Here is a 26,219-nt window from a genome sequence, read left to right as displayed (position 1 = left end):
GCGCCGGCCTAACGACGCGGTCGGATGCCGACGGCGTGCGCGGCGGCGCGCTCGTACAGGTCGTCGATCGCCTTGCGCTGCACCTCGTCGACGTCGACGAAGCGCACGCCCATCCCGCGCCGCCGCCCCTGCAGGTCGGCGCCGGTGTCGTGCGAGGCGACCTCGGCGCGCGCGCGGAAGGCGACCACGGGCCCCGTGCGACCGCCGTCGTCGACGACGACGTCGAGCAGGAGGCGCTCGCCGATCGGCAGCGGGCTCGTCGTCGCGATGAAGAGCCCGCCGCGCGAGAGGTTGGTCATCAGGCTCCCGCCGAGCTCGTCGAAGCGCTCGAAGTGCAGGGCGAGCCGCACGGGAACGCGCACGGAGCCGCGGGCATCGGCGTGGTGGGAGGGGAGATCGGGCTGGAAGTGCACGTTGAGCCGGCGCTTGAGGACGGCCCACCGCTCGTGCTCGGCGATCGAGAGCGCCTCGCCCTGCCGCTTGCGGTCGAGCCGGATGTACTCGCGGAACACGTGCTGGACGTCGGCGCTCACCGGCCCTCCCCCGAATGGCCGAGCCCTTCGGCGGTGCAGCCCCGAGAGTTGATCGGGCGATCCTCCCGGTGCCGCGCGCGCGCCGCGAGCCGCGACCCGGCGTGCCGACGCGCGCCCGGCGCCGGGCACGATCGAGGGCATCGCCCTATGTTCGCCGCCCGCCCGCGGACGCCGGCCCGATGTCCGCGCGGCCCGACCCGGACTGGAGGAATCCGCATGCGCCCCACGACGTCCGCGCTCGCCACCTGCCTCGCCCTCGCGAGCGCCCTCGCCTGTGAGACCTCGTCGACCGGCCGTCACCAGCTGATCCTCGTCTCGGACGCCGAGCTCGAGATGCAGGCCAACGCCGCCTACGACCAGATGCGCGCCGAGCTCCCCATCTCGAAGGACGCGGCGAAGACGAACTACGTGCTCTGCGTGTCGAACGCCGTGACGGCCGTGCTGCCGTCGAGCGCGCCCGTGCGCTGGGACGTGACGCTCTTCGAGAACGAGGCCGCGAACGCGTTCGCACTCCCGGGCGCGAAGATCGGCGTCTACACCGGGCTGCTCGACGTCGCCGCCAACCAGCACCAGCTCGCGGCGGTGATCGGGCACGAGATCGCGCACGTGCTCGAGCGCCACGCGAACGAGCGCGCCTCGGGCAACATCGCGGCCGGCACGGCGGTGCTGATCGGGACCGAGGTGCTCGCGGGCGGGAAGTCGGCCGAGACGAAGGACGCGACGCAGCAGGTGCTCGGCGCCGGCATCCAGGTGGTGGGCATCCTCCCGTACAGCCGCGCGCACGAATCCGAGGCGGACGTGCTCGGACTCGACCTCATGGCGCGCGCCGGGTTCGACCCGCGCGAGGCGCCGAAGCTGTGGGAGAACATGGCGGCCGCGAGCCAGGGCGCACCGCCGGAGTTCCTGTCGACGCACCCCTCGCACGGCACGCGCATCGCCGACCTGCAGAAGCGCCTCGCGACCGCGATGCCGCTCTACGAGCAGGCGCGCGCTGCGGGCCGCCGCCCCGCGTGCAAGAAGCCCTGAGCCGGGCGTCGCGTCCGCAGTCCGCTCCGCTCGGCCACCGCGCCGGGGTGCCGGTTCCCGGCGCGCGCTCCTCGCTCGCCGCGGGGCGGCGACCGCAGCGGTCGACGCGCCCGGCGGTCCGAGGACGAGGCCTACTCCCCGTCCTCGTCGCCCTCGGCGCCGCTCTCGTCGGGGATGCTGGGCGGAAGCGCCTCGGCGGAGCCCGTCTCGCCGTGGGCGCCGACGTCGGCGCCCTCGACCCCGGCCTCCTCCTCGGCACCGAACTCACCCGCGTCCGCGCGCGCGATGGGGGCGGCGACGACGACGGACGCGAGCGCCAGTGCGCCCGCAGCGGCCCACTTCCCTGCCGCGCTTCGCGCGCGGAGGCCCCGCTGCCCTGCTCCGTCGGATCGCTCGCTGCGCACGCAGCCCTCCCCGGCTTCCGATCGCCGCTGCGTCGACCGCGCGGCAGCATTCCGCGTCCTGCGCGCGCGCGCGGTGACTCCGCTCACGCCGCGGGCGACGCTGCGGCCCGCCGCCGCGCCGCGGGCGCGGTGTTCGCGCGGCAGCGAAGGGATACCCTCCGCCGCCCACCGCGAGGCCCCGCTTGAGCAACGCGCCCGAGGACACGCCCGCCGATCGCCGAGCCCGGCGCTGGCTCGCTCTCGGGGCCACCGCGGGGCTCGCGCTCGCCGCGGCCAGCATCGTGGGCGAGCGCCCCGATGCGGGCGACCTCCCGCCCGGCGCGGTCGCGCGCGTCGGCGACGCGGTGATCCGCACCGAGGAGTACCAGCGGCTCGTGGCCGGGCTCGAGAGCGACCGGCGCGAGCCCGTCGACGGCGCGCTGCGCCGCCACGTGCTCGACCGCATGATCGACGAGGAGCTGCTCGTGCAGCGCGCCGTCGAGCTCGGCCTCGTCGACGTCGACCGCCGCGTGCGGGCGGACCTCACGACCTCGATGATCCAGTCGATCGTCGACGACGCGGAGGAGCACGACGCGACCGCCCGCGAGCTCGAGCGCTTCTACGAGGCGAATCGCGAGTTCTTCGCGTCGGCCGGGCGGCTGCACGTGCGCCAGGTCTTCTTCCGCCGCGGCGCGGCGACCGGGCCCGGCGGCGCGAGCGCGGACGACGGGGCGAGCCCGGACGCGCGCGCCGCGCGCGCCGCCGAGCGCCTCGCGGCCGGCGAGCCCTTCGAGCGCGTGCGCGACGAGCTCGGCGATGCCGAGATCTCGCCGCTCCCCGACGTGCTCCTGCCGCCGCTCAAGCTCCGCGAGTACGTCGGCCCGACGGCGCTGCGCGCGGCGATGGAGCTCGCGCCGGGCGGAGTGAGCGCGCCGGTGCGCTCGGGCACGGGCGTGCACGTTCTCGTGCTCGTCGAGCGCGAGGACGCGCACGTGCCGCCCTTCGACGAGATCGAGGAGCAGGTGCGCGCGGAGTGGCGGCGGCGGCGCGGCGACGACGCGCTCCGCGCCTACCTCGACGGCCTGCGCGAGGACGTCGACGTGATCGCACGCGACGTCGAGGACGACGCGACGTGGCTCGAGCTCGCCCACGGCTCGAGCGGAGGTACAGGACGGTGAGCGAGCGACCCTATCTCTTCCACGCGGCCGACATCTCGTACTTCTCGGGCAAGGTGAGGCCCGCGCTCCGCTACAAGGGCATCCGCTACGCCGAGGTGCTCCCCGACTTCGCCGACATCCGGAAGCGCACCGGGCTCCATTTCATTCCCGTCGTCGTGACGCCCGACGACGATACGTGGCAGGACACGAGCGACATCCTCGACCGCCTCGAAGCCGCGCACCCGCAGCCGCCGCTCTATCCGACGACGCCCGTGCAGCGCGTCGTGTCCTTCCTCTTCGAGCTCTACGCCGACGAGTTCCTCGTGCTGCCGGCGATGCACTACCGCTGGAACTTCGAGGAGAGCGAGCTCAAGGCGCGCGGCGACTTCGCGGCCATCCAGGACGACGCCGCGCGCGCGGACGCGTTCGCCGACACGATGAAGGGGTCGCTCCCGTTCCTCGGCGTCAGCGACGCGACGATCGTGCCGATCGAGACGCACCTCGACGACCTGCTCACCGCGCTCGAGAACCACTTCGGCGAGCATCGCTACCTGCTCGGCGACCGCCCGTCGCTCGCCGACTGCGCGCTGATGGGCCCGATGTACGCGCACCTCTACCTCGATGCGGTGCCCGGGCGCATCGTGCGCGAGTACCACCGCGTCGCGAACTGGGTCGAGCGCATGAACCACCCGGTGCCCGGCGACGCGGGCAAGTGGTGCGCGCGCGACGCGCTCCCGAAGACGCTGCGCCCGGTGCTCGAGCTGATCGGCCACGACGCCGTGCCGTGGGTGGCCGACGGCGTCGCGGCGATCGAGGCGTTCGCGAAGAAGGAGCTGCCCGACGGCGGCGCGCCGCCGCGCATCGTCGGCCGCGTCGAGTCGACGCTCCGCGGCCGCACGACCGAGCGCGCCGTGCAGGCCTACACGCTCTACATGGCGCAGCGCCCGATCGACGCCTACCGCGCGCTCGCGAAGGCCGAGCGCGCGAAGGTGGACGCGGCGCTCCGGGGCACGGGCTGCGGCGCGCTCTTCGAGCTGCACCTCCCGCGCCGCATGGGCAAGGACGGCTTCGAGCTCGTGCTGTCGTGAGCGGGGCGACGGCCGACCCGCGTCGCGCCTAACGTCGGGCGAGCAGCAGCGCTCCGCCGAGCGGGCCGCCGCCCGCGGCCGCGACCGCGATGCGCGGATCGCCCGGCACCTGGCGCTCTCCGCCCTCGCCCCACAGCTGCACGCACGCCTCGTGCAGGAAGCCGTAGCCGTGCAGGCGCCCGGCCGAGAGCTGGCCGCCGTGCGTGTTGAGCGGGATCTCCCCGTCGAGCGCGATCCGCGCGCCACCCTCGACGAACGCACCGCCCTCGCCGCGCCCGCAGAACCCGAGCTCCTCGAGCCACGAGAGCGCGATGAAGCTGAAGCCGTCGTAGCACTCGGCGACGTCGACGTCGGAGGGCCGCAGGTCGGTGCGCTCCCACAGCATCGCGGCCGCGTCGCGCGTCGCCATGGTCGTCAGGTCGTCGAACTGGTCCCACGACGGCCGCCCGCGCAGCGCACAGCCGACGGATTCGATCCCGAGCGCCGGCTTGCGCAGGTCGCGCTCCGTCTCGACGTGCGACACGACGACTGCCGTCGCGCCGTCGCACGGGACGTCGCAGTCGTAGAGGCCGAACGGCTCGCTGATCATGCGCGCGCCGAGATAGTCCTCGAGCGTGAGCGGCTCGCGGAAGATCGCCTTCGGGTTGCGCGCGGCGTTGCGGCGCGCGTTGAGCGCGATCTGCGCGAGCTGCTCGCGCGTCGTGCCGTACTCGTGGAAGTGACGCTGCGCGAACATCGCGATCCAGCACGCCGCGGATGCGGCGCCGAACGGGAGCGTCCACTGCAGCGCGCCCGACGCGCGGAAGCCGCCGCCCCCGCTCGCGCCGATGCCCGCGCGCCGGCCCGCTCCCTGCGCCGTCGACTCCCACACCGTGCGGAAGCACAGCACGTGCCGCGCGAGCCCGGTCGCGACGGCCGCGGCCGCATCGATCACGCTGCCGAGCTGCCCGGGCTGCTCGGGCCCGCCGTTGAACCACGAGAGGCGCAGGCGCAGCATGTCCTGCACCTCGGTGACGCCCGCGCCCGAGAAGCCCGGCCCGCCCGCGGTCATCATTCCCGGATAGGTCGACAGGCCGTCGATGTCCTCGCGCCGCAGACCCGCGTCCTCGATCGCCGCGAGGCACGCGTCGGCCGTGAGCGCGAGCGGGTCGCGATCGAGACGGCGGCCGACGTCCGACTGGCCGATGCCGCTGATCACCGCGCGCGACTCGAGCTTCTCCACGTCAGCCGCGCGCCTCCGCGCGAGCGGTGGCGTCCGGAGCTTCGTCGGGCTCGAAGAGCGGCAGGTACACGTCGCCCGCGCGCCGCTCGAACACGACGCGCAGCGCCATGCCGATGCGCACGTCGGCCGGCTCGACGCCGACGAGGTTCGTCGTGAGCCGCAGCCCCGTCTGCTCGACGAGCTCGACGATCGCGACCACGTAGGGCGGCTCGAAGCCCGGGATCCACGGATGGTGGTTCACCGTGTAGGTGAGCAGGTGCGCGCGCCCCGAGACCGCCTCGACCGCGAGCGCGCGCCCGAGGCATGCGCCGCACACGGGCGCCGGCGGGTGCACGAAGGCGCGACACGCTTCGCAGCGCAGCAGGTGCAGACGGCCGTCGGCGCCGCCGCGCCAGAAGTGCTCGTTCTCGGGCCCGACGGCGGGAAGGATCCGGAAGGGCTCGGACGTCTCGGCGGCGGGGTCGGGGCGGCGGAGCGGCACGGGCGCGCAGCGTAGCGCGCGCGCGCACGCCCGGCGCTCGCGCGGAACTCGCTGCGCGGAGCGTGCTCGCGCCGCGGGTGCTAGGCGCGCGCGTCCTCGACGCGGTCGATCGCGACGCGCACGCACGTCGAGCGCGTGTAGCCCCCGAAGAGCTTCGAGAGGCGCGCGCCGAGATAGCGGCGCACGAACCGATCGCGGATCGCCTCCTGCTCTGCCGCGTCGTCGACGACGCGCGCGCGCCCGACGAGCCGCACGCCCGCGATCTCGAGCACCGCGTCGGAGCGCGCGGCGAGGTTGCGCACCCAGTGCGGTCCCTCCGGCCCGCCGGTCAGCACGACGTCGTCGCCGTCGAGCGCGAACCAGATCGTGACGCGGCGCGGCGCGCCGCTGCGGCGCCCCACGGTCGTGAGCCCGCAGTTCCACGCGCGCTCGAGGCGCCGCCTCACCCGGTCGAGCTTCATCGCGCATCCTCCGTGAGCGCGCCCGCGCGCGCGTCCACGCCGAGCTCGCGCAGCCGCGCGAGCAGGCGATCGGGCCAGTCGATCGTCATGCCGTTCGCTCCGACGGCGATCGCGTGCTCCATGTCGGCCGTCGAGCGCACGCCCCAGGCCCGCACCTCGAGCCCGCGCTCGACGCGCGCGTAGTCGACGATCTCGCGCGAGAGCGCGCCGGCGCGCAGCCCGACCTGCGCGAAGCCGCTCGCGGCCGCCTCGTCGACGCGCGCGCGCTGGTCGGCGAGCAGCGCGCGCCGCTCGCGCTCGCTCGCGCCGGGCAGGTTCGTCCCGTCGTCGCGCACGAGCCAGCAGAGCGGGGCCTCGGGCGCGATCGCGCGCACGCGGTCGAGCTGCGCGCGATCGAACGACGTGACGGTGACGACGTCCGCGAGCCCGCGCGCGCGCACCGCGGCGACGAGCTCGGCGGGGATCGCCGGGTCGTCGCTCTTGATCTCGAGGTGATAGGCGAGCGCGCGGCCGTTCGCGTCGAGCACGTCGCCGAGCGCGGCGAGCGGCTCGCCCGCGTGGCGGCGCGGCGCGTCGGGATGCGTCGCGTCGAACCAGGTGCCGATGTCCGCGGCGAGCAGTGCGGCGAGATCGTGCTCGGCGACGCGTCCGCGAAGCGGCGTCTTCGCGTCGAGCGTCGCGTCGTGGAAGAGCACGAGCGCGCCGTCGCGACTCCGCTGCACGTCGAGCTCGACGGCGGGCGCGCCGAGCGCGCGCGCGGCCGCGACGCCCGCGCGCGTGTTCTCGGGAGCGTAGGCGGCGGCGCCGCGGTGACCGATGACGTGGAAGGGCGTGGCGACCTCCGTCGCGCGGGGCGGCGCCGGTTGCGGCGAGGCCGCGCAGGCGAGTGCGGCCACCGCCGCCGCGAGCGGCGCGGATGCGAGCGCGCGGCGCGCTCGCGTCGCGCGCTCGCTCCCCGCTCCGCCTCGCATCGCCATGGTGCCGGCGTCGAGTACCGAAGGCGCGCGACGCGGGCAACCGGGGCGCCGGAACAGGCTCCGGCGCGCGCGCCGGTGCGTTCCCGGGGCGCGCTAGCCTGTGCGCCGTGCTCGACGCCGTCCGCTCCTTCTTCGCGCCGCCGATCTCGGCCGACCTCGACCAGGGGACGCAGAAGCTCGCCTGGCTCGTGCGTCTGCGCTGGATCGCGCTGCTCGCGCAGGTCGGCACGATCCAGCCCGCGCTGCACTTCGGCCTGCTCGAGCCCGCCAAGCTTCCGGCCTTCGTCGCCGTGATCGGCGTGCTCGCGACGCTCAACGTGACGACGTGGGGATGGCTGCGCCGCGGCGGCAGCGCGACGCAGCCCCACGTGATGTTCCAGCTCGCGATCGACGCGGCCGCGCTGTCGCTCCTGCTCGCGCTGACGGGCGGCGCGTGGAACCCGCTCGCTCCCATCCTGTTCGTGCACGCGGTGCTCGGCTCGCTGCTGCTCGAGGGTCGCACGAGCCTCTACTTCTTCGGGCTGCTGATCGGCTGTCTGCTCTTCATCCAGGGCTTCGCGTTCATCCCGGCGGGCCTGCGCGGGCGGCTCGTTCCCGGCGAGATCCTGCTGCCCGCACAGATGCTGTTCGCGGTCGTGTTCTGGATCCTCACGGCGTGGCTCTCGCGCACGCTCTCCGCCATGCAGGGGCGCTTCTCGGCCTTCCGCGAACGCAAGACGCGCATCGACCGGCTGCGCGCCGTCGGCGCGCTCGCCGCCGGCCTGTCGCACGAGTTCGCGACGCCGCTCAACACCGCACAGGTGAAGCTGCGGCGCCTCGCGCGCGTGCACGGCCTCGAGGGCGACGCCGACCTCGCGACCGCCACCGAGGCGCTCGAGCGCTGCGGCGAAGTGCTGCGGCACATGGCGGGCTCGCAGCTGCGGCCCGAGGGGCTCTCGCTCGACGAGATCGACATCGACCGCCTCGTCGAGCGCGTGTGCCGCAGCTTCGCGGGCGCGAACGAGGGCGCGTCGGTGCGCTTCCTCGCGACCGGCCGCTCGCCGCGGCGCGCGCTCGTCCCGGCCGTCGCGTTCTCGCAGGCCGTGCTCAACCTGATCGACAACGCCGTGCAGGCGGGCGGTGCGGACGGCGGCGTCGAGGTGGTCGTCGGGCGGCGCGGCAACACGGTCGAGGTCTCCGTGCTCGATCGCGGCGCCGGCTGGCCCGACGTCGTGCGCCGCCACCTCGGCGAGCCCTTCGTCACGACGAAGCCGCACGGCGTCGGCCTCGGCCTCTACTACGTCCACACGCTCGCGCAGGCGCTCGGCGCCGAGCTCGTCCTCGAGGACCGCAGCTCGGGCGGCGCCATCGCGCGCATCACGCTGCCCGCCGCCGAGCCGAGCGCGCCCGTCGCCGCGGCTCCCGGCGTCGAGGCCGCCGAGGTCGCGACGTGAGCGACGACGCGCCGCACGTACTGCTCGTCGAGGACGACGACCGCTTCGCCGAGACGCTCGCCGCCGAGTTCCACGACCGCGGCTACGCCGTCTCGCGCGCCGCGAGCCTCGAGGAGCTCGCCCGCCTCGACGTGTCGGGCGTCGGCTATGCCGTCGTCGACCTGCGCCTGCGCAGCGACTCGGGGCTCGACGCCGTGGCGACGATCAAGGAGCACTCGCCGCACGCGCGCATCGTGATGCTGACGGGCTACGGGAGCATCGCGACCGCCGTCGCGGCGACGAAGCGCGGCGCGACGCAGTACCTGACGAAGCCGGTCGAGATCGAGGAGCTCGAGCGCGCGCTCCTGTCCGACGACGAGGACGCGGCCGAGATCCCCGACCAGTTCCAGAGCCTCGACCGCCACGAGCGCGAGTACATCGAGTGGGTGCTCGCGCAGTGCGGCGGCAACATCAGCCAGGCGGCGCGGCGTCTCGGCCTCCACCGGCAGAGCCTGCAGCGCAAGCTGCGCAAGTTCACACCGCTCGCCTAGCGTCGCTCGTCGCGAGCGCCGCCCGCTCAGCCGACGGCGCCCGCCTCTCGGAGCGCGTCGATCTCGTCCCGGCCGAACCCCCACGCGGCGAGCGCCTCGTCCGTGTGCGCGCCCGGCGCGCACGAGATCGTGCGCAGCTCGCCCGGCGTGCGGCTGAAGCGCGGGCCGGGCGCCGGCGCCTGCGCGCCGTGGAACTCGACGAACGTGCCGCGCGCCGCGTTGTGCGGGTGCGCGGGCGCCTCGCGCATCGCGAGCACGGGCGCCGCGCACACCTCGCGCCCCTCGAACACCGCGCACCACTCGTCGCGCGTGCGCGTGCGGAAGATCGCCGCGAAGCGCTCCTTCATCGCCGGCCACGCGGCGGCGTCCATCTGCGCGGGCAGCTCCTCGCCCTCGAGCCCGAGGCAGCGCAGCAGCTCCGCGTAGAACTGCGGCTCGATCGAGCCGATGGACATCCACTTCCCGTCCTTCGTCGCGTAGACGTTGTAGAAGTGCGAGCCGCCGTCGAGCATGTTGGTGCCGCGCTCCTCGCTCCAGAAGCCCGTCTGCGCGGCGCCGTGGATCGAGGCCATGAGCGTCGTCGCTCCGTCGATCATCGCCGCGTCGACCACCTGCCCCTTCCCCGACGTGGCGCGCTCGACGAAGGCCGCGCACATGCCGTACGCGAGCCACAGGCCGCCGCCGCCGAAGTCGCCGACGAGGTTGAGCGGCGGCACGGGCGGCCCGCCCGCCGTGCCGATCGCGTGGAGCGCCCCGGTGAGCGCGATGTAGTTGAGGTCGTGGCCGACCGCGTTCGCCCAGGGGCCCGTCTGCCCCCAGCCCGTCATGCGTCCGTACACGAGGCGCGGATTGCGCGCGAGGCAGACGTCGGGCCCGATGCCGAGCCGCTCGGCGACGCCCGGGCGGAAGCCTTCGACGAGGCCGTCCGCGCCGTCGACGAGCCGCAGCACCGTCTCGACGCCCTTCGGATGCTTGAGGTCGACGGCGACGCTCCGGCGGTTGCGGCCGAGGAAGTCGAACGGCGACCCGTCGCCACGCAGGAACGCCGTGCCCTTCGCGCGATCGACACGCAGCACCTCGGCGCCGAGATCGGCGAGCAGCATCGACGCGAACGGCGCCGGCCCGATGCCGACGATCTCGATCAGCTTGAGCCCGTGCAGCGGCCCGGCCATCCTTCCACTCCCTTCGTCGCAGCGCGCGCGGCGCGCGCGGTCTAGGATGCGCAGACTACACGCGCGAGCGCGCGCAGGACGAGGGCCCGCGATGCAGGCGATGCGACGCTTCGAGGACAAGGCCGTGATCGTGACGGGAGCCGCGTCGGGCATCGGGCTCGCGACGGCGCTCCGGCTCGCCGACGAGGGCGCGTCGCTCGCGCTCCTCGACGTGAGCGGCGCCGGGCTCGAGAGCGCAGCGAAGGAGTGCGAGGCGCGCGGCGCCGCGGTGTGGACGCGCGTCGTCGACCTCGCGGACGCGGCCGGTGCGCGCGCCGCCGTCGGCGAGGCCATCGCGCGGCTCGGCCGGCTCGACGTGCTGTGCAACGTCGCCGGCGTGCTGCACGCGCACCACAGCCACGAGCTCCCGCTCGAGGAGTGGCATCGCATCCTCGCCGTCAACCTGACGGGTGCCTTCGTCGCCACGCAGGCCGCGCTGCCCGCGCTGCTCGAAGCGCGCGGCAACATCGTCAACGTCTCGTCGACGGCCGCGCTGGCGGGCCACCCGTACATGCTCGCCTACGCCGCGTCGAAGGGCGGCCTCCTCGCGATGACGACGACGCTGGCCATCGAATACGGGAAGAAGGGCCTGCGCGTGAACGCCATCTGTCCGGGCGGGATCCTCACGCCGATCCGCAACGTGCGCATTCCCAAGGACGCCGACTTCTCGCTGATGGCGCGCATCTCGCCGCTCGACGAAGCGCGCCCGCCCGAGACCTGCGCGAGCGTGATCGCGTTCCTCGCGTCCGACGACGCGGCGCACATCAACGGCGAACACGTGCGCGTCGACGGCGCGACGCTGAGCTGATCGGGAGGACGAGCGATGTCGAAGTTCTCGCGCGGTGAAGTCGAGGAGGCGTGGCGCAACTTCGTCGCCGTCGGCGACAGCGGCGACTGGAACGCCTGGGCCGACCTGCACAGTATCGACGGCCGCTGGGTCGAGCACCACCTCGGCACGTTCGTCGGGCGCGAGGCGATCCGCAAGGCGATCGTCGACGTGATGAAGCCCGTCCCGATGATGGAGTTCCCGGTCGGCTGGCACGTGATCGAAGGCTCGCGCGTCGTCTACTACCCGTGGCAGGTGCTGCCCGACCCGAACGACCGCGGCGACGACTACCGCTTCGGCTGCGTCACGATCCTCGAGTACGCGGGCGACGGGCTGTGGTCCTACCAGGAGGATCTGTACAACCCGCGCGAGGCGGAAGAGGTGATGAAGCGCTGGATGGCCGCGGGCGGGAAGCTCGCGACGCCGGCCGCGTGACCTCGCGCCTGCGGCGGGCCGGTGCGCGGCGGGGCGTCGCGACCGCCCTCGCCGTGCTCGTCGCGTCGGCCGCGCCCGCGGCCGCGCGCGCGTCGGACGCGTCCGACGCGTCGTCGGCGGCGCGCGCCGCCGCCGCCGACGACGACGACGACGACGGGCTCCTGCTCCCCGACGTGCGGCTCGACTACGCGCCGACCGACGGCGTGCTGCGCCGCACGCTCCGCCGCACGGCGAACGAGTCCTACGGCCTGCTCAACGCCACGCTGTCGGACGGCGCCGCGCTCGTCGCGTCGCCGCTCGACTGGCGCGCGCGCGAGTGGCTCGTGCTGCTCGGCGTCGCGGGCGCCGCGACGGGCCTCGTGTTCCTCGCCGACGACGAGATCCGCGACGCCGCGCAGGGGAGCCGCGGCTTCCGCAACTTCGGCGACGACGTGCGCTTCCTCGGCAACGGCCCGGGCTTCCTCGCGCTGACGGGCGGATTCCTGGCGAGCGGCGTGCTCTTCCGCGACGACGAGATCGAGACGGCGAGCATGCTGATCGAGGCGTCGGCACTCGGCTACGGCAGCTCGCTCGCGCTCAAGTGGACCGCGGGCCGCGAGCGCCCCGGCCCGCTCGTCGACGCGCGCGAGTTCCACCCGTTCAGCGGCGACTTCTCGATGCCGAGCGGCGAGGCGACGCACGCGTTCGCGCTCGCGACGATCGTGAGCCAGCGCTACCGGCACTGGCCCGTCTGGGTGCTCTCGTACGGCGCCGCGACGACCGTCGCGCTCGGCCGCATCTCGAGCGACGGGCACTGGGCGAGCGACGTGCTCGTCGGCGCGGCGATCGGCACGTTCGTCGGGCGGACGGTCGCGCGCCTGCACGCGGAGCGCGCCGAGCGCGCCGCCGAGCGCGAGCGGCTCGGCCTCGCCCCCGCGCGCGACGAGCCGACGTGGTCGCTCGCCGCATCGCGGCGCGGCGTGCTGTGGACGGTGCGCTTCTGACGGGCGGGGCGAGCGCGCCGCCCGTCCCCGCCTAGCGTCGCAGCGGCTGGTCGGGGAAGCGGCCGGTCACGACGAGCGTCTCGACGACGCGCTCCTCGCCGTCCTCGACGACGACCACGAGCAGCTCGTGGCGGAACGGCCCGCCGAAGCGCGTCTTCACGGTGACCGGGATCGCGCCGGTCGCGCCGGGCGCCACGGGCTCGCGCGGCCAGTCGAACTCCGTGTTGGGGCTCGTCGTGCGCACCTTCGCGATCGTGACGGGCGCGTCGCCCGTGTTCGTGAACGCGAACTCGACCGTCGGCGAGGGCGCTCCCGCGAGCTCGCCGAAGTCGCGCCGCGTCTCGGGGAACGCGAGATCGGCGCGCGCGGCACCCGCCACACCGAGCGCCGCCGCGAGCAGCGCGGCCGCGCGCGCGCGCGCCGTCGCCCGCGCGCGCGGCGCCTTCCTCGACCCTGTGGCCATCGACGTCCTCCCGTGCGATCGCGCGCCGCGCAGCGCGCACTACTCGTCGGTCACGCAGCCTTCCGACGCGCTCTTCACGCAGCGGATGTACTTGTACAGCGTGCCCTTCGTCGCGCGCAGCGGCGGCGCCGTCCACGCGGCGCGCCGCTTCGCGAGCTCGCCCGCGTCGACCTCGACGTCGAGCACGCGCTTCTTCGCGTCGATCGTGATGCGGTCGCCATCGCGGACGAGTGCGATCGGTCCGCCGTCCTGCGCCTCGGGCGTCACGTGCCCGATGATGAAGCCGTGCGAGCCGCCGCTGAAGCGCCCGTCGGTGAGCAGCGCGACGTGCTCGCCGAGCCCGGCGCCCATGATCGCGCTCGTCGGCGTCAGCATCTCCGGCATGCCCGGCCCGCCCTTCGGCCCCTCGTAGCGGATGACGATCACGCTGCCCTTGCGGATCTCGCCGCGCTCGAGCGCAGCGAGCATCGCCTCTTCCTGGTCGAACACCTGCGCGGGGCCCGCGAACGCGAGGCCCTCCTTGCCGGTGATCTTCGCGACCGCGCCGTCCGGCGCGAGCGATCCGCGCAGGATCTGGATGTGGCCGCTGTCCTTGATCGGGTCGTTCCAGGGGCGGATCACGTCCTGACCCGGCGCGAGGCCCGGGAGGTCGGCCACGTTCTCGGCGAGCGTCCGCCCCGTCACCGTCATGCAGTCGCCCGTCATCGCGCCGTGCTCGAGCAGGAAGCGGACGACCGCGGGCGTGCCGCCGACGCGGTGGAGATCCTCCATCACATAACGACCCGAGGGCTTGAGGTCGGCGAGGAAGGGCACGCGGTCGCTCACGCCCTGGAAGTCGTCGATCGAGAGCGGAACGCCGACCGCGCGCGCCATCGCGATCAGGTGCAGCACCGCGTTCGTCGAGCCGCCGAGCGCGCTCACGATCACCATCGCGTTCTCGAACGCTTCGCGCGTCATGATGTCCGACGGCTTCAGGTCGAGCTCGAGCAGGTTCCGGATCGCCGCGCCCGCGCGGAAGCACTCGTCGAGCTTGCCCGGGTCGACGGCCGGGATCGACGAGCTGTAGGGCAGCGACATGCCCATCGCCTCGATCGCGCTCGCCATCGTGTTCGCCGTGTACATGCCGCCGCACGCGCCCGGGCCCGGGCACGCGTGGCGCACGATGTCGAAGCGCGTGTCCTCGTCGATGCGGCCGGCGACGAACTCGCCGTAGCACTGGAACGCGGAGACGATGTCGAGCACGTCGCCCTTGCGGCCGTGGCCGGGCTTGATGGTGCCGCCGTAGACCATGAGTGCCGGGCGATCGACGCGCGCCATCGCCATCAGGCAGCCCGGCATGTTCTTGTCGCAGCCCGGGATCGAGACGTTGCCGTCGTACCACTGCGCGTGCATGACCGTCTCGATCGAGTCCGCGATCAGGTCGCGCGACTGGAGCGAGTAGCTCATGCCCTCGGTCCCCATCGACATGCCGTCGGAGACGCCGATCGTGTTGAAGCGCATGCCGATGAGGCCCGCCGCCTCGACGCCTTCCTTCACCTTCGCGGCGAGGTCGTTCAGGTGCATGTTGCAGCTGTTGCCCTCGTACCAGACGCTCGCGATGCCGACCTGGGCCTTGTCCATGTCGGACTCGTCGAGGCCCGTCGCGTAGAGCTGCGCCTGCGACGCGCCCTGCGACTTGCGCTGGGTGAGGCGCGCGCTCGTCTTGTTCAGCTTGCCTGCCATGCCGCGCTCCGTTCAGGATGGGTGGGCGCACCCGGCCCGCGGGCCGGGACGGCCGGCCAGTCTAGCAGCGGGAAAGCGGCCGCTCGCGCGCGCGCCGTCGATCGCTGCGACCCTCGCGCGCGCCGTCGCCGGCCGCGCGATCGGAGGAGCCGTGACCGAGCCGCTCGCGTTCAACCCTCTCGACCCCGCCTTCCGGCGCGACCCCTACGACGTCTACGCGCGCGGCCGCGCCGCGCGCGTCGTCGCGCACGAAGGCCTCCCGCTGCCGCTGCGCTCCGTCTTCCGCTACGAGGACATCCAGCGCGTCCTGCGCGACCACGAGACGTTCTCGAACGAGATCGTGCCGCCGGCGCTCCGCACCGAGGACACGGAAGGCCCGCCGCCGCAGAGCATGCTCGGCAGCGACCCGCCCCGGCACACGCGCCTGCGCGCGCTCGTCTCGTCGGCATTCACGCCGCGCATCGTCGCGCGCCTCGAGCCGCGCATGCACGAGGTGGCCGACGAGCTCGTCGATGCGGCGCTCGACAAGGGCGAGGTCGACCTCGTCGAGGCGCTCACGTATCCGCTGCCCGTCGTCGTGATCGCCGAGATCATCGGCGTCCCGCCCGAGGACCGCGCGCAGTTCAAGGAGTGGTCCGACCGCATCGTGAGCACGCTCGGCCTCGGGCTCCTCGACGGCGGCGACCCCGACCGCATGCGCCGCCAGATGGCGCTCCTCACCGAGATGCGCGCCTACTTCGTGCCGCTCGCCGACGAGCGCCGGCGCGCGCCCAAGGACGACCTGCTCACCGGGCTCGTGCAGGCGCGCCACGAGGGCTCGAAGCTCGACGAGGACGAGATGCTCACGATGCTCGTGTTGCTGCTCGTCGCCGGCAACGAGACGACGACGACGCTGATCGGGAACGCGGCCATCGAGCTGATGGCGCGGCCGGACGACGCCGACGCGCTGCGCGCCGACCCGTCGCTCCTGCCGGGCGCGATCGACGAAGTGCTCCGCTTCAGCGCGCCCGTGCAGTTCGACCCGCGCCGCGTCGTGCGCGACGTCGAGGTCGGCGACGCGACGCTGCGCGCGGGCGACCTCGTGTTGTGCTGGCTCGCCTCCGGCAACCGCGACGAGCGCGTCTTCGAGCGCCCCGACGCGTTCGACCTCCGGCGCGCGCGCAACGCGCACCTGTCGTTCGGCTACGGCACGCACTACTGCATCGGCGCCAACCTCGCGCGCCTCGAAGCGCGCGTCGCGATCGGCGCGCTGCTGCGCGGGACGCGTCGCATCGAGCGCGTGAACGACGACCCTCTCCCCCTGCACGGGAGCCCGGTGTTCCGCGCGTTCACCGAGATCCCCGTGCGGCTCGCGCGGCGCTGACGACGCGTGGCGGAGCCCGACGCGCTCTTCGTCCGCCGCGGTGACCTCTACGAGCCGACGCCGCTCGCGCACGGCCCGTGGGCCGCGGGCTTCCTGCACGGCGGCCCGGTGCTCGGGCTGCTCGCGCACGGCGCGGAGCGCCACCGCCCGAGCGGCGACGTCGTCGCCGCGCGCCTCACCGTCGACCTCCACCGCCCGGTTCCGATGGCGCCGCTCGAGCTCGCGACGCGCGTCGTGCGCGAGGCGCGCCGCATCGCGCTCGTCGACGTCGCGCTGCGCGCCGCGGGCCGCGAGGTCGCGCGCGCGAGCGCGCTGTTCGCGCGCGCGAGCGACGCGCCCGCGCGCGAGCCGTTCGGCGGCGCCACCGTCCCGCCGCCCGGGCCCGAGGGCCTGCCGACGACGGCGATCGTGCCGAAGGGCACGAGCCCGAGCGTCCCGCCCGGGTTCCACCGCGAGGCCTGGGTGCGCTGGGCGGGCGCGCCCGACTCGGACGCGCCCGCGGCCTGGATGCGGCTCCCGATGGCGCTCGTCGCGGACGCCGCGTGCACGCCGTTCGAGCGCGCGGCGACGCTCGCCGACCTCGGCAACGCGATCGCCGGCGTCGTGCGACGGCGCGGGCCGGGCGCGCACGCGCCCTACATCAACCCGGACGCGACGCTCTACCTCGAGCGCGAGCCGCGCAGCGAGTGGATCGCGCTCGCGCCCGTCGCGCTGTCGGAGACGGACGGGGTCGGCCTCGTCGCGCTCGCGCTCTTCGACGAGCACGGCGCGATCGGACGCGCGGCGTCGACGCGCCTCCACAACCCGGTTCCCGCCTAGCAAGCACGGCGCGCGCGCAGCGCGCGCTCAGAGCTCGTAGACGAGCATGCCCGCGCGGTCGCGGTGGACGTCGGCCTCGCCGGCGAGCCGCAGGTGCTCGAGGTGCGCGTACGTCTCGCTCTCGGCCATCGGGCCCCAGCTGCGCGGCTTGAAGAGCTTCTGCGAGAAGGCGGCGACGGTCGCCGGCCCGAGCTCGCCCGCGATGCGCTTCACCTCGAGCAGCCGCTCGTCGTGATGCTCCTGGATGGCGCGGCAGCGGTCGGCGAGGTCTGCGAACGGATGCCCGTGCGCGGGCAGCACCTGCCTCACGTGCGGGATCGCCGCGACGAGATCGAGCGACTCGTAGAACGTCCGCAGCGGGTCGAGCGAGCGCGCGATGCCGCCGATGTGCGGCGTGATCGTCGGCAGCACGTGGTCGCCCGACAGGAAGATCTCCTCCTCCGGGCAGTGCAGGCAGATGTGGTCCTCGGTGTGCCCGGGCGTGTGCACGACGAAGTACTCGCGCTTCGCGAGCCGCAGCACCTGCAGGTTCGCGACGGGCGCGGTGATGGTCGGGACGAACTGGATGCCGCGCAGCTTGCGCATCGCGAGGAAGACCCAGCGCGCGAGCCGCGACGGCCCGGGCCGCTTGCCGCCCCACGGCGTGCGGCGGCCGCGGTAGCGCGCGGGCTGCGGCGGGGGCGGCGTCGGCGCGGGACGGCCGTCGGCGCGCGGCTCGTCCTCCTCCTCGGCCTGGCGCTCCGCCGCCTCCTGGTCCTCGACCGACATCTTCGCGTCGTCCTCGGGCGAAGGCACTCCGAAGTAGAACGAGTCGTGCGCGACGACCTTCGCCCCCGCCTCGCGCGCGAGCCGCACCGCGCCGCCGAAGTGGTCGGGATGCGAGTGCGTCACGATCACCGTGTGCACGTCCTTCACGCCGAAGCCCGCGCGGCGGAGCCGGTCCTCGAGCGCCGAGAAGCTCCCGGGGCCGGGCAGGCCCGGGTCGACGACCGCGCACCCGTCGTCGTCGACGAGCGCGTAGCAGTTCACGTGGCCGAGGCCGGGGAGGCGGATCGGCAGCTCCATCCGCAGCACGTTCGGCGCGAGCTCGGTGATCTCCTCGCGCGCCTTCTCCTGCTCCTGGCGGCGCGGCTTCCCGGGCGCGCCGCCGCTCGCGGGCTCGGGCGCGTCGAGGTGCGCGTGGGCGTGCCCGTGTGCGTGGGAGTGCGCGTGGCCGTGCGCGTCCGGCCCGGGATCGACGGGTTCGTTCGACATGGCGCGAGCCTATCAATTCCGGCCGAGCGAGCGCGAGCCCTCCGCGTGCGTGATGGGGACGTGGCGCGGCTGCGCGCGCACGCGCTCGTGCCACGCGAGCACGTGCGGGAAGCGCGCGAGCTCGAAGTCGCCCTCGTCGGCGACGTGGGTGTAGGCGTAGAGCGCGATGTCGGCGAGCGTGTACGCCGACGCGACGAGCCACGCGCGGTCGGCGAGCGCCGCGTCGAGGATGCCGAGCGCGCGGTGCCCGCCGTCGAGCTTCTCGCGATAGCGCTCCTCGCCGATCGCGGCCGGGCTGCGTCCGAGCGAGTGCCGCCAGTAGCGCAGCGTCCCGATGAACGGCTCGAGGCTGTACTGCTCGAAGCACATCCACTGCCACATCTGCGCGCGCTCGTACGCGTCGACCGGCACGAACGACGTGCCCTCGCCGAAGTACTGGAGGATGGCGTGCGACTCGGCGAGCGCGCGCCCGTCGCCGAGCTCGACCGCCGGGATCTTGCCGTTCGGGTTGAGCGCGAGGAACGCGGCGGTGTGCGTCTCCCCGGCCGCGATGTCGAGCTCGACCACCTCGTGCTCGATGCCGAGCTGCGCGAGCAGGAGCCGCACCTTGTAGCCGTTGCCGGAGGGCAGGTAGTCGTACAGCCGGATCACGTCAGGTCTCCCCGCCGCACCGCGAGCACTCCCTCCGTCACGGGTACGCACGCGCCGCCGACGAACACGCCGCGCGGCGCGCCGGCGTCGTCGACGTCGAGGCGCACCTCGATCCGGCTCGGACGCCCCATCTCGATGCCCTGCTCGACGGCGAAGCCCGCGCGCGCGACGGCCGGCGCGACGAGGCCGTAGCGGACGAGATAGGCGCCGAGCGGGCCGGCCGCGCCGCCCGTCGCCGGGTCCTCCGCGATGCCGAGGCGCGGCGCGAAGACGCGCGCGTGTGCGAGCGCGCCGGGCGTCGCGCACTCGGTCGAGAAGCACAGCACCTCCTGCGCCTCGAAGTCGCGCAGCGCGCGCTCGCTCGCCGCCGCGTCGAGCCGCGCACGCGCGGCCGCGCCGGACGAGCGCAGCGGCACGATCAGGAACGGAACGCCGCACGACACCGCCTGGACGGGCGACGGAGCGAGATCGTCCGCGGCGAGGCCGAGCAGCGCCGCGATCCCGGAGCGGTCCTCGCGCACGGTGCCGAAGAGCGCGAGCGGCTGCTGCATCGTCGCGCGCGCGACCGCGCCGTCGCGGCACTCGATCGCGACCGGCACCGGCCCGACGCCGAGCTCGAAGCGCAGCTCGCTCCGCGGGCGCGAGAGGTCGACCGCGCCGCGCGTCGCGAGGACGTGGGCCGTCCCGACGGTCGGATGCCCGGCCATCGGGAGCTCCGCGGCGGGCGTGAAGATGCGCACGCAGAAGTCGTTCGCGGCGTCGGCCGGCGGCAGCACGAACGTGGTCTCCGAGAGGTTCATCTCGCGCGCGATGCGCTGCATGGCCGCGTCGGAGAGCCCGCGCGCATCGGGGAACACGGCGAGCGGGTTGCCGCCGAACGCGCGCTCGGTGAACACGTCGACCGTCGCGAAGCGAAGCTCCACGCGCTCGTCGCCGTTCGTCACGCGCGCGCCTCCTTCCCGCCCGCGAGCGTCGCGATCACCACGACCTCCTCGCCCACGCCTTCGCCGCGGCGCACGCGCGCGTGCTCGCGGAGCCAGAACGCGATCGACGCGAGGCGCACGCCGACGGGCACGGCGCCGAGGTCGAGGCCGGGGAGGCGGCCGTCGCGCTCGAGCCGCGCGCTCGCCGCGTAGGCGAAGTGCGCCGAGCCCGCCGACGTGAACGAACGCAGCACGCGGAGCCCCGCGGCCTCGACGAGCGCGCGCAGCCCGCGCTCGCCGAAGAGCCGCAGGTGGCGCGGCGGATCCCAGTGGAGCCAGCTCGCGCCGAAGCGCGCGCACGCCGCGCTCGCCGGGTTCGGCGTGCGCGCGACGAGCCGGCCCTCCGGCGCGAGCGCGCGCCGGCACGCGGCGAGCAGCGCCTCGGGATCGGCCGCGTGCTCGACCACGTGCGAGAGGGTCACCGCATCCGCGCGCTCGCCCGCGGCCACCGCCTCCTCCGCGCTCGCGTAGACGGGCGCGCCGCCGAGCCGCTGCGCCGCCACGGCGCGCGCGCGCGCGTCGGGCTCGACGCCCGCCACGCTCCAGCCGAGCTCGCGCAGGTGCGCGAGCAGCTCGCCGTCGCCACAGCCCACGTCGAGCACGCGCCCGCCGCCCGCGTCGCGCAGCCGCGCGGGGAGCCACATCGCGCGCGCCTCGCCGATCGCGCGCAGCGGCCCGATCGCGAGCGGCGCCGTCGCGCGCTCGAACGCGCTCGCGCTGCGCGCGTAGCCGAGCGAGCGCGCTGCCGTCGCGCGCGCCACCCAGCGCTCGAAGCCGGAGGGCGCCGCACCGCCGTGCCCGTGCGTGTAGTAGTCGCGGTAGAGGTCGTCGAGCGCGTCGGGCGACGGCCGCGGCAGCAGCACCCAGCGGTCGCACGTCGCGCACGCGGCGATCGCGAAGCCCGATGCGGGCGCTTCCGTGTCGAAGTGGCGATCGCGAAGCCCGGCGTGCAGCGTCTCGAGCGGCGCGCCGCAGCGTTCGCACGCGCGGTCCGCGGACGCGGCGTCGGGTGCGGCGCGACGCGGTGCGCGCTCGCCTTCGCTCTGCCATCGCACGGAAATCGGCTCCTCGTGGGCGCGCGCGGGCGCGCAGCATACACCTGCGCCGAGTTGCCTTCGAGCTGCGCGTCGCGCGCGCACTCGCCCCGGCGCGTCGCACGCGCACGCGCGACGAGCGGCGCGACTGCGTGTGTTAGCCTCCGCACCCGTCACCGAGCTTCGCCGCGCGCACGCGCGCGGCGCTCGATCGCGGCCCGAGGCCCGATCGCTTGTGGAGCGCGGAGAGTCGGCCGGGGGCCAGCGCGTGATTGCCGTCGTCATCCCCTGCTACCGCGTTTCGAAGCACGTGCTCGACGTCATCGCCGCCATCGGACCGGAGTGCGGCGCGATCTTCGTCGTCGACGACGCCTGCCCCGAGTCCACGGGCGACGTCGTCGAGCGCGAGTGTCGCGACCCGCGCGTGCGCGTGCTGCGCAACGCGCGCAACGAAGGCGTCGGCGGCGCGACGCTCGCCGGCTACCGTGCCGCGCTCGAGGCCGGCGCCGACGTGATCGTGAAGCTCGACGGCGACGGGCAGATGGACCCGCGCCTCGTCCCGCGCCTCGTGCGGCCGCTGCTCGAGGGCGAGGCCGACTACGCGAAGGGCAACCGCTTCTTCGATCTCGAGGGCCTCTCCGCGATGCCGCGGCTGCGCCTCGTCGGCAACTCGCTGCTCTCGTTCGCGTGCAAGCTCTCGAGCGGGTACTGGAACGTCTTCGACCCGAACAACGGCTTCACGGCGATCCACGCGGCCGTCGCGCGCGCGCTCCCGCTCGACCGCATCGCACGCGGCTACTTCTTCGAGTCGGACGTGCTGTTCCGGCTCGGCGTGCTGCGCGCCGTCGTGTGCGACGTCCCGATGCCCGCGCGCTACGGCGAGGAGCCGAGCAGCCTGCGCATCCGCCGCGCCGTCTTCGAGTTCGCGGCCGGCCACGCGCGCAACACCGTGAAGCGCGTCTTCTACAACTACTATCTGCGCAACTTCAACGTGGCGTCGATCGAGCTCGCGCTCGGCCCGGTGCTGATGGCGTGCGGCGGCTGGTTCGGAGCGCGGCGCTGGCTCGAGGGCATCGAGAGCAACGTCGCGCAGACGAGCGGCACGGTGATGCTCGCCGCGCTGCCCGTGATCCTCGGCTTCCAGCTCGTGCTCGCGGCGCTCGGCTACGACCTGCAGAACGTCCCGCGCGAGGTGCTCCACCGCAGGCTCACCGCCGGCCCCGAGGCGCCGTGACCGCGCGGCGCGGCGCGCTCCTCGCGCTCCGGCTCGTCGTCGCGCTCGCGCTGCTCGGGCTCGCATTCCGGATGGCCGCGGCGAGCGCGCCGCCGGGCACGGGCCTCGTCGCGGCACTGCGTTCGGCGTGGGTGCGCCCCGCCCTCCTCCCGTGGGCCGCCGCGCTCGCCTGCTTCGGCGCGAGCTTCGCGGTCGGCGCGCTCCGCTTCCGGCTCCTGCTTCGCGCGGCCGGCCTGGCGGGACGCTATGCGGCGGTGCTGCGCGCCTACCTCGTCGCGAGCTTCTTCAACCTCGTGCTGCCCGGGATGATCCTCGGCGACGTCTACCGGCTCGACGACGCGCGGCGCGACGCTGGGAGCACGGCGGCCGTCGCCGGGCTCGTCGCGCTCGAGCGCCTGCTCGGCATGAGCGCACTCGGCGCGATGGCGCTCGGCGCCGCGCTCCTGCTGCCGGAAGCGGCGATCGAGCCGCGCGCGCGGGCCGTCGTCGCACTCGCCGCCGCGGCGGTCGCACTCGCGCCGCTCGCCGTCGCCCACGCGACGCTCGCGCGGCTCGCCGAGCGCGCGCTGCGCCGGCTCGCCGCGCCATGGCCGCGCGCCGCCGACGCGCTCGTCCACGCCGTCGCCGCGGCGACGCGCGCCGCGCGCGATCGCCGCGTGCTCGTGCGCACGTTCGCGCTCTCGCTCGCGAACCAGGGGCTCCCCGTGCTCGCCGTCGCGGCGCTCGCCGTGCCTCTCGACCAGTCCGTCGGGCCGGCGTGGTTCGCCGTGATCGTCCCGTTCGTGACGCTCGCGAGCCTGCTGCCGATCTCGATCGGCGGCACCGGCGTGCGCGAGGCGCTCTTCGTCGCGCTCTTCGGCGCCGTCGGCATGCGCGCCGAGGTCGCGCTCGCGCTCTCGCTGTCGACGCTCGCGGCCGCGCTCGCGTGGGGGCTCGTCGGCCTCGCGCTCTTCGCGGCGGGCCGCGGCGCGGCGCGGCCGGTCGCCGCGAGCCCCGATGGAACGCGCGCGCGATGAGCGAGCTCGCGATCGCCATTCCCTACCACCGCGGCCGCGATCTGCTCGCACACGCCGTGCGGAGCGTGCTCGCGCAGACGGATGCCGCGTGGTCGCTGCTCGTCTGCGACGACGGCGAGCGGGGCGAAGCGCGCGCCGTCGTCGCGGAGCTCGGGCTCGATGGCGACACGCGCGTCCGCTGCGTCGAGAACGCGCGCAACCTCGGCATGGCCGCGAACTGGAACCGCTGCCTCGACCTGGCGGACGCGCCGCTCGTCGCGCTCCTCCACGCGGACGATGCGCTCCTCCCCGGCTACGTCGCGTGCATGCGCGACCTCGCCGCGCGCCATCCGGGCGCGACGGCGCTCTACTGCGACGCGCGCGTCGTCGACGCGGCGGGTGCGCCCGTCTTCTCGCTCGCCGACCGCGTGAAGCCGCTCTTCCTCCCGCCGCAGGCGCGCGGCGCGCGCGAGTACGAGCTCGCCGGGGAGCGCTCGCTGCGCGCCCTCATGGCCGGCAACTTCATCATGTGTCCGACGCTCTGCTACCGCGCCGCGCTGCTGCGCGGCCGTCGCTTCGACCCGCGCTGGAAGCAGGTGCAGGACCTCGCCCTCACGTCGGGGCTGCTGATGGACGGCGACGTGCTCGTCGGGACGCGGCGCGTCGAGTACGCCTATCGACGCCACGAGGGCGGCGCGACGTGGCGGCAGTCGGAGAGCCTGCTCCGCTTCGAGGAGGAGATGGCGCTCTTCGATCGCGTCGCCGAGCGCGCCGCGGCGCTCGGCTGGGAGGGCGCCGCGCGAACGGCGCGCGCGAAGCGCATCGTGCGCGCGCATCTCGCGCTGCGCGCGCTCGCCGACGCCGCCGCGCTCCGCCTCTCTCGCGCGCGCGCCGAGCTCGCGCTCGCGCTGCGACGTTAGGCGACGGCCGCTGCGTCGCTCCCGGCGGCGGGGGACGACGGCTCGTCCTCCGCGTCCTCGATCCGCTTCCAGCCGCGCGCGCGCAGCACGGCGACCGCGTCGTCGCCGTCGGGGACGTGGAGCGCGACGCCGACCCGGTCGCCGACGGCCGGCGCCCAGCCGCGCGAGACGGGCTGCGCGGCCGCGCCGCCTCGATGCACCGCGAGCATCACGCAGCGCTCGGCGATCGGCGGCGGGCTCGCGGCCTCGCCGGTCTTCGCCACCCCCTTCGCCGCGCTCTTCGCCGACGTCGCTCCCGACGCGTCCGCGGCCCCCTCGTCGGCCGGCGCGGGAGCGCCCTCGAACTCGAAGTGCGCGACCTCGACGCCGCCGTGGCGCAGCCGCACGTCCCAGCGCTCGACGTCGTGCGGCCCCTCGAAGACGAGCTTCGCGTGCCCGTCGCGCACGAGCTCGGCGGCGAAGCCCGTGCCCTGTCCGTGGACGGCGATGTAGGCGCGCGGCACGTGGAAGAGATCGCGCGCGCGGTTCGCGAAGACCGCGTTCACCGTCTGGTTCGGCGTGAGGCCCACCACCGACTCGAACGCCTCGAGCCGGGCGCGCTGGAGCGTGCGCTCCTCGAGCGCGTTGCCGAAGACGACGGCGAAGCCGTCGTCCTCGGCCTGCCGACAGGCCTGCGGATTCGAGTCGAGGAACACGACCGGCACGCCCGTCGCGCGCAGCTCGCGCGCGAGCAGCAGACCGAGCCCCTGCGCGCCGAGGATCGCGACGCCCTCGCGACGCGGCAGGCGCACGCCGAGCCACTGCGCGACGAACCCGGCCGTGAGGCCCGCCTGCACGACCGTGCCCGCGATGGTGAGGAACACGAGCGCGCGCACCTGCGCGCCGCCGCCTAGCCCGCTCTCCTCCATCGCACCCGCGACGAGCGACGCGACCGCCGCCGCGACGATCCCGCGCGGCGCCACCCACGCGACGAACGCGCGCTCGCGCCAGGTGAGGTCCGACCCCGCGGTCGCGAGCGCGACGACCGCGGGGCGCACGACGAGCACGAGCGCCGCGACGACGCGCACGCCCGACCATCCGAGCGCCGCGACGTCCGCGAACCGCACGTCCGCCGCGAGCAGCACGAACAGGAGCCCGATCAGCAGGACGGTGAGCTGATCCTTGAACTCGCGCAGGTCGCGATCGACGAGCGTCTTCGAGTTGCCGACGACGACGCCCGCGATCGTGACCGCGAGGATGCCGCTGTGCGACGACAGCGCGTCCGCGACCTCGAACACGAGCAGCACGGCCGCGAGCACGAGGATGTTCTCGTGGCCCTCGGGCACGAGCCGGCGGATCCGCAGCAGCTGCGCGAGCGCGACGCCCGCGACCGCGCCGAGCGCGGCGCCCGTCCCGACGCGCAGGAGCAGGCCCGTCGCGCCGCTCACCGCGTGCTCGGGCGCGAGCACGAGCTCGAGCACGAGCACGGCGAGGATGGCGCCCACCGGGTCGATCAGGACGCCCTCGGCGTTGAGCACCGTCGCGACGCGTTGCCGCAGCCGCAGCTCGGAGACGAGCGGGCCGACGACGGTCGGCCCCGTCACGACGACGAGGCTGCCGAAGAGCACCGCGCGCTCCCAGCCCGCGTCGAGCTCCCACCACGCGACGAGCGACGCGCCGGCGAGCGTCGCGACCGCGCCGAGCAGCACGAGCCGGCGGATCGCCACCTGCGCGCGGCGCAGTCGCGAGATCTCGAGGTTGAGCCCGCCTTCGAAGAGGATGACCGCCACCGCGAGATCGACGATCGAGTGGAAGCCGTCGCCGAGCGCGCGCGGCTCGACCCAGCCGATGCCGTCCGGGCCGAGCGCGACGCCCGCGATCAGCAGGACGACGATGCCCGGGAGCCGCAGATGCCGCGCGAGCGACTGGCTGACGACGCCGGCGGCGAGCGCGAGCGCGAGGGTCAGCGCGGGGTTGGACGCGAGCACCGCCGGAACGTACCCCGCTCGCGCCGGCCCGGGCGAGACCTCGCGTAGACTCGCGCACGTGTCGCATC

27 protein-coding genes are annotated in these 26,219 nt (G+C 74.9%); 13 read left to right on the top strand and 14 right to left on the bottom strand.

Translation table 11 applies throughout. From position 1 onward, the window contains the following. Nucleotides 1-8: 8 nt before the first annotated feature. Nucleotides 9-533: a PilZ domain-containing protein gene (locus tag R3E88_11550; protein MEZ4217105.1), complete on the bottom strand. Its 525-nt coding sequence runs from the start codon at nt 531-533 to the stop codon at nt 9-11. Between the two features lie 216 nt (nt 534-749). Between R3E88_11550 and R3E88_11545 the strand changes: the two genes are divergently transcribed. Continuing rightward, on the top strand, nt 750-1,559 hold the full coding sequence (locus R3E88_11545) for a M48 family metallopeptidase (protein MEZ4217104.1): 810 nt from the start codon (nt 750-752) through the stop codon (nt 1,557-1,559). Nucleotides 1,560-1,690: 131 nt separating this feature from the next. On the opposite strand, the gene R3E88_11540 is transcribed toward R3E88_11545, so the two are convergent. Next, complete coding sequence (locus R3E88_11540) at nt 1,691-1,963, bottom strand: hypothetical protein (protein ID MEZ4217103.1); 273 nt, start codon at nt 1,961-1,963, stop codon at nt 1,691-1,693. A 182-nt stretch (nt 1,964-2,145) separates the two neighbouring features. Here R3E88_11540 and R3E88_11535 point away from each other — a divergent pair, with 182 nt between their 5' ends. Both R3E88_11535 and R3E88_11530 read left to right on the top strand, forming a co-directional pair. Beyond that, nucleotides 2,146-3,120 (top strand): peptidylprolyl isomerase, encoded by a 975-nt coding sequence (locus tag R3E88_11535; protein ID MEZ4217102.1) that lies wholly within the window; start codon nt 2,146-2,148, stop codon nt 3,118-3,120. After that, nucleotides 3,117-4,187: a glutathione S-transferase family protein gene (locus R3E88_11530; protein MEZ4217101.1), complete on the top strand. Its 1,071-nt coding sequence runs from the start codon at nt 3,117-3,119 to the stop codon at nt 4,185-4,187. Before R3E88_11535 ends, R3E88_11530 begins: the two co-directional genes overlap by 4 nt. 28 nt (nt 4,188-4,215) lie before the next feature. On the opposite strand, the gene R3E88_11525 is transcribed toward R3E88_11530, so the two are convergent. The 4 genes from R3E88_11525 to R3E88_11510 all read right to left on the bottom strand — a co-directional run bounded on the left by R3E88_11525 (nt 4,216) and on the right by R3E88_11510 (nt 7,328). After that, nucleotides 4,216-5,409, bottom strand: a complete 1,194-nt coding sequence (locus tag R3E88_11525) for a thiolase family protein (GenBank protein ID MEZ4217100.1) — start codon at nt 5,407-5,409, stop codon at nt 4,216-4,218. Between the two features lies 1 nt (nt 5,410). Then, the gene (locus R3E88_11520) at nt 5,411-5,890 is read right to left on the bottom strand and encodes an OB-fold domain-containing protein (GenBank protein MEZ4217099.1); all 480 of its coding nucleotides are present in this window, start codon (nt 5,888-5,890) and stop codon (nt 5,411-5,413) included. An 80-nt stretch (nt 5,891-5,970) separates the two neighbouring features. Continuing rightward, entirely contained in the window at nt 5,971-6,351 is a 381-nt protein-coding gene (locus R3E88_11515; GenBank protein ID MEZ4217098.1) for a nitroreductase family deazaflavin-dependent oxidoreductase, read from the bottom strand. Beyond that, nucleotides 6,348-7,328 carry a glycerophosphodiester phosphodiesterase family protein gene (locus R3E88_11510; protein ID MEZ4217097.1) on the bottom strand — a complete coding sequence of 327 codons (981 nt, stop codon included), beginning with the start codon at nt 7,326-7,328 and terminating at the stop codon, nt 6,348-6,350. The genes R3E88_11515 and R3E88_11510 overlap by 4 nt, the downstream gene beginning before the upstream one ends. Nucleotides 7,329-7,435: 107 nt before the next feature. Here R3E88_11510 and R3E88_11505 point away from each other — a divergent pair, with 107 nt between their 5' ends. Both R3E88_11505 and R3E88_11500 read left to right on the top strand, forming a co-directional pair. Continuing rightward, nucleotides 7,436-8,761 carry a HAMP domain-containing sensor histidine kinase gene (locus R3E88_11505; GenBank protein MEZ4217096.1) on the top strand — a complete coding sequence of 442 codons (1,326 nt, stop codon included), beginning with the start codon at nt 7,436-7,438 and terminating at the stop codon, nt 8,759-8,761. Continuing rightward, the gene (locus tag R3E88_11500) at nt 8,758-9,291 is read left to right on the top strand and encodes a response regulator (protein MEZ4217095.1); all 534 of its coding nucleotides are present in this window, start codon (nt 8,758-8,760) and stop codon (nt 9,289-9,291) included. The genes R3E88_11505 and R3E88_11500 overlap by 4 nt, the downstream gene beginning before the upstream one ends. A 26-nt stretch (nt 9,292-9,317) precedes the next feature. On the opposite strand, the gene R3E88_11495 is transcribed toward R3E88_11500, so the two are convergent. Beyond that, the gene (locus tag R3E88_11495; protein MEZ4217094.1) at nt 9,318-10,463 is read right to left on the bottom strand and encodes a CaiB/BaiF CoA-transferase family protein; all 1,146 of its coding nucleotides are present in this window, start codon (nt 10,461-10,463) and stop codon (nt 9,318-9,320) included. Nucleotides 10,464-10,554: 91 nt separating this feature from the next. Here R3E88_11495 and R3E88_11490 point away from each other — a divergent pair, with 91 nt between their 5' ends. The 3 genes from R3E88_11490 to R3E88_11480 are packed head-to-tail and all read left to right on the top strand — an operon-like array spanning nt 10,555 to nt 12,746. Continuing rightward, the gene (locus R3E88_11490) at nt 10,555-11,310 is read left to right on the top strand and encodes an SDR family oxidoreductase (protein MEZ4217093.1); all 756 of its coding nucleotides are present in this window, start codon (nt 10,555-10,557) and stop codon (nt 11,308-11,310) included. A 15-nt stretch (nt 11,311-11,325) separates the two neighbouring features. Then, nucleotides 11,326-11,763, top strand: a complete 438-nt coding sequence (locus tag R3E88_11485) for a nuclear transport factor 2 family protein (protein MEZ4217092.1) — start codon at nt 11,326-11,328, stop codon at nt 11,761-11,763. Next, on the top strand, nt 11,760-12,746 hold the full coding sequence (locus R3E88_11480) for a phosphatase PAP2 family protein (protein ID MEZ4217091.1): 987 nt from the start codon (nt 11,760-11,762) through the stop codon (nt 12,744-12,746). The genes R3E88_11485 and R3E88_11480 overlap by 4 nt, the downstream gene beginning before the upstream one ends. A gap of 31 nt (nt 12,747-12,777) precedes the next feature. On the opposite strand, the gene R3E88_11475 is transcribed toward R3E88_11480, so the two are convergent. Both R3E88_11475 and ilvD read right to left on the bottom strand, forming a co-directional pair. Further along, nucleotides 12,778-13,209 (bottom strand): DUF1573 domain-containing protein, encoded by a 432-nt coding sequence (locus tag R3E88_11475; GenBank protein MEZ4217090.1) that lies wholly within the window; start codon nt 13,207-13,209, stop codon nt 12,778-12,780. A 39-nt stretch (nt 13,210-13,248) separates the two neighbouring features. After that, nucleotides 13,249-14,931 carry a dihydroxy-acid dehydratase gene (gene ilvD, locus R3E88_11470; protein ID MEZ4217089.1) on the bottom strand — a complete coding sequence of 561 codons (1,683 nt, stop codon included), beginning with the start codon at nt 14,929-14,931 and terminating at the stop codon, nt 13,249-13,251. Nucleotides 14,932-15,082: 151 nt separating this feature from the next. Between ilvD and R3E88_11465 the strand changes: the two genes are divergently transcribed. Together R3E88_11465 and R3E88_11460 are read left to right on the top strand one after the other, a co-directional pair. Then, nucleotides 15,083-16,294, top strand: a complete 1,212-nt coding sequence (locus R3E88_11465; GenBank protein ID MEZ4217088.1) for a cytochrome P450 — start codon at nt 15,083-15,085, stop codon at nt 16,292-16,294. 6 nt (nt 16,295-16,300) lie between these two features. After that, nucleotides 16,301-17,113, top strand: a complete 813-nt coding sequence (locus tag R3E88_11460) for a thioesterase family protein (protein ID MEZ4217087.1) — start codon at nt 16,301-16,303, stop codon at nt 17,111-17,113. A gap of 27 nt (nt 17,114-17,140) precedes the next feature. Here the strand turns inward: R3E88_11460 and R3E88_11455 are convergent, their stop codons facing one another. Genes R3E88_11455 through R3E88_11440 form a run of 4 tightly spaced genes read right to left on the bottom strand, consistent with a single transcriptional unit; the run spans nt 17,141 to nt 21,056 of the window. Beyond that, nucleotides 17,141-18,367: an MBL fold metallo-hydrolase gene (locus tag R3E88_11455; protein ID MEZ4217086.1), complete on the bottom strand. Its 1,227-nt coding sequence runs from the start codon at nt 18,365-18,367 to the stop codon at nt 17,141-17,143. Nucleotides 18,368-18,379: 12 nt separating this feature from the next. Then, nucleotides 18,380-19,018, bottom strand: coding sequence for a glutathione S-transferase family protein (locus R3E88_11450; GenBank protein MEZ4217085.1), 639 nt, complete (start codon nt 19,016-19,018; stop codon nt 18,380-18,382). After that, nucleotides 19,015-19,962 (bottom strand): PhzF family phenazine biosynthesis protein, encoded by a 948-nt coding sequence (locus R3E88_11445; GenBank protein MEZ4217084.1) that lies wholly within the window; start codon nt 19,960-19,962, stop codon nt 19,015-19,017. The genes R3E88_11450 and R3E88_11445 overlap by 4 nt, the downstream gene beginning before the upstream one ends. Further along, nucleotides 19,959-21,056, bottom strand: a complete 1,098-nt coding sequence (locus tag R3E88_11440; protein ID MEZ4217083.1) for a class I SAM-dependent methyltransferase — start codon at nt 21,054-21,056, stop codon at nt 19,959-19,961. Before R3E88_11440 ends, R3E88_11445 begins: the two co-directional genes overlap by 4 nt. Nucleotides 21,057-21,270: 214 nt before the next feature. On the opposite strand from R3E88_11440, the gene R3E88_11435 reads away from it, so the two are divergent. Genes R3E88_11435 through R3E88_11425 form a run of 3 tightly spaced genes read left to right on the top strand, consistent with a single transcriptional unit; the run spans nt 21,271 to nt 24,184 of the window. Beyond that, on the top strand, nt 21,271-22,269 hold the full coding sequence (locus tag R3E88_11435; GenBank protein ID MEZ4217082.1) for a glycosyltransferase: 999 nt from the start codon (nt 21,271-21,273) through the stop codon (nt 22,267-22,269). After that, complete coding sequence (locus R3E88_11430) at nt 22,266-23,285, top strand: lysylphosphatidylglycerol synthase transmembrane domain-containing protein (protein ID MEZ4217081.1); 1,020 nt, start codon at nt 22,266-22,268, stop codon at nt 23,283-23,285. Before R3E88_11435 ends, R3E88_11430 begins: the two co-directional genes overlap by 4 nt. Then, complete coding sequence (locus R3E88_11425) at nt 23,282-24,184, top strand: glycosyltransferase family A protein (GenBank protein ID MEZ4217080.1); 903 nt, start codon at nt 23,282-23,284, stop codon at nt 24,182-24,184. The genes R3E88_11430 and R3E88_11425 overlap by 4 nt, the downstream gene beginning before the upstream one ends. Here R3E88_11425 and R3E88_11420 read toward each other — a convergent pair. Then, nucleotides 24,181-26,151 carry a cation:proton antiporter gene (locus tag R3E88_11420; protein MEZ4217079.1) on the bottom strand — a complete coding sequence of 657 codons (1,971 nt, stop codon included), beginning with the start codon at nt 26,149-26,151 and terminating at the stop codon, nt 24,181-24,183. The two genes, R3E88_11425 and R3E88_11420, sit on opposite strands and share 4 nt — an antisense overlap. Nucleotides 26,152-26,219: the final 68 nt, after the last annotated feature.

The sequence above is a fragment of the Myxococcota bacterium genome, from assembly GCA_041389495.1.
Taxonomy (GTDB): domain Bacteria; phylum Myxococcota_A; class UBA9160; order UBA9160; family UBA4427; genus JAWKRT01.
This window is presented reverse-complemented; position numbering and strand designations above follow the sequence as displayed.

Bases quoted from the DNA above. Each gene is read 5' to 3' on its own strand.
- R3E88_11545 (MEZ4217104.1), top strand. From the start codon at position 750: ATGCGCCCCACGACGTCCGCGCTCGCCACCTGCCTCGCCCTCGCGAGC.
- R3E88_11515 (MEZ4217098.1), bottom strand. From the start codon at position 6,351: ATGAAGCTCGACCGGGTGAGGCGGCGCCTCGAGCGCGCGTGGAACTGC.
- R3E88_11510 (MEZ4217097.1), bottom strand. From the start codon at position 7,328: ATGGCGATGCGAGGCGGAGCGGGGAGCGAGCGCGCGACGCGAGCGCGC.
- R3E88_11495 (MEZ4217094.1), bottom strand. From the start codon at position 10,463: ATGGCCGGGCCGCTGCACGGGCTCAAGCTGATCGAGATCGTCGGCATC.
- R3E88_11490 (MEZ4217093.1), top strand. From the start codon at position 10,555: ATGCAGGCGATGCGACGCTTCGAGGACAAGGCCGTGATCGTGACGGGA.
- R3E88_11485 (MEZ4217092.1), top strand. From the start codon at position 11,326: ATGTCGAAGTTCTCGCGCGGTGAAGTCGAGGAGGCGTGGCGCAACTTC.
- R3E88_11475 (MEZ4217090.1), bottom strand. From the start codon at position 13,209: ATGGCCACAGGGTCGAGGAAGGCGCCGCGCGCGCGGGCGACGGCGCGC.
- ilvD (MEZ4217089.1), bottom strand. From the start codon at position 14,931: ATGGCAGGCAAGCTGAACAAGACGAGCGCGCGCCTCACCCAGCGCAAG.
- R3E88_11455 (MEZ4217086.1), bottom strand. From the start codon at position 18,367: ATGTCGAACGAACCCGTCGATCCCGGGCCGGACGCGCACGGCCACGCG.
- R3E88_11425 (MEZ4217080.1), top strand. From the start codon at position 23,282: ATGAGCGAGCTCGCGATCGCCATTCCCTACCACCGCGGCCGCGATCTG.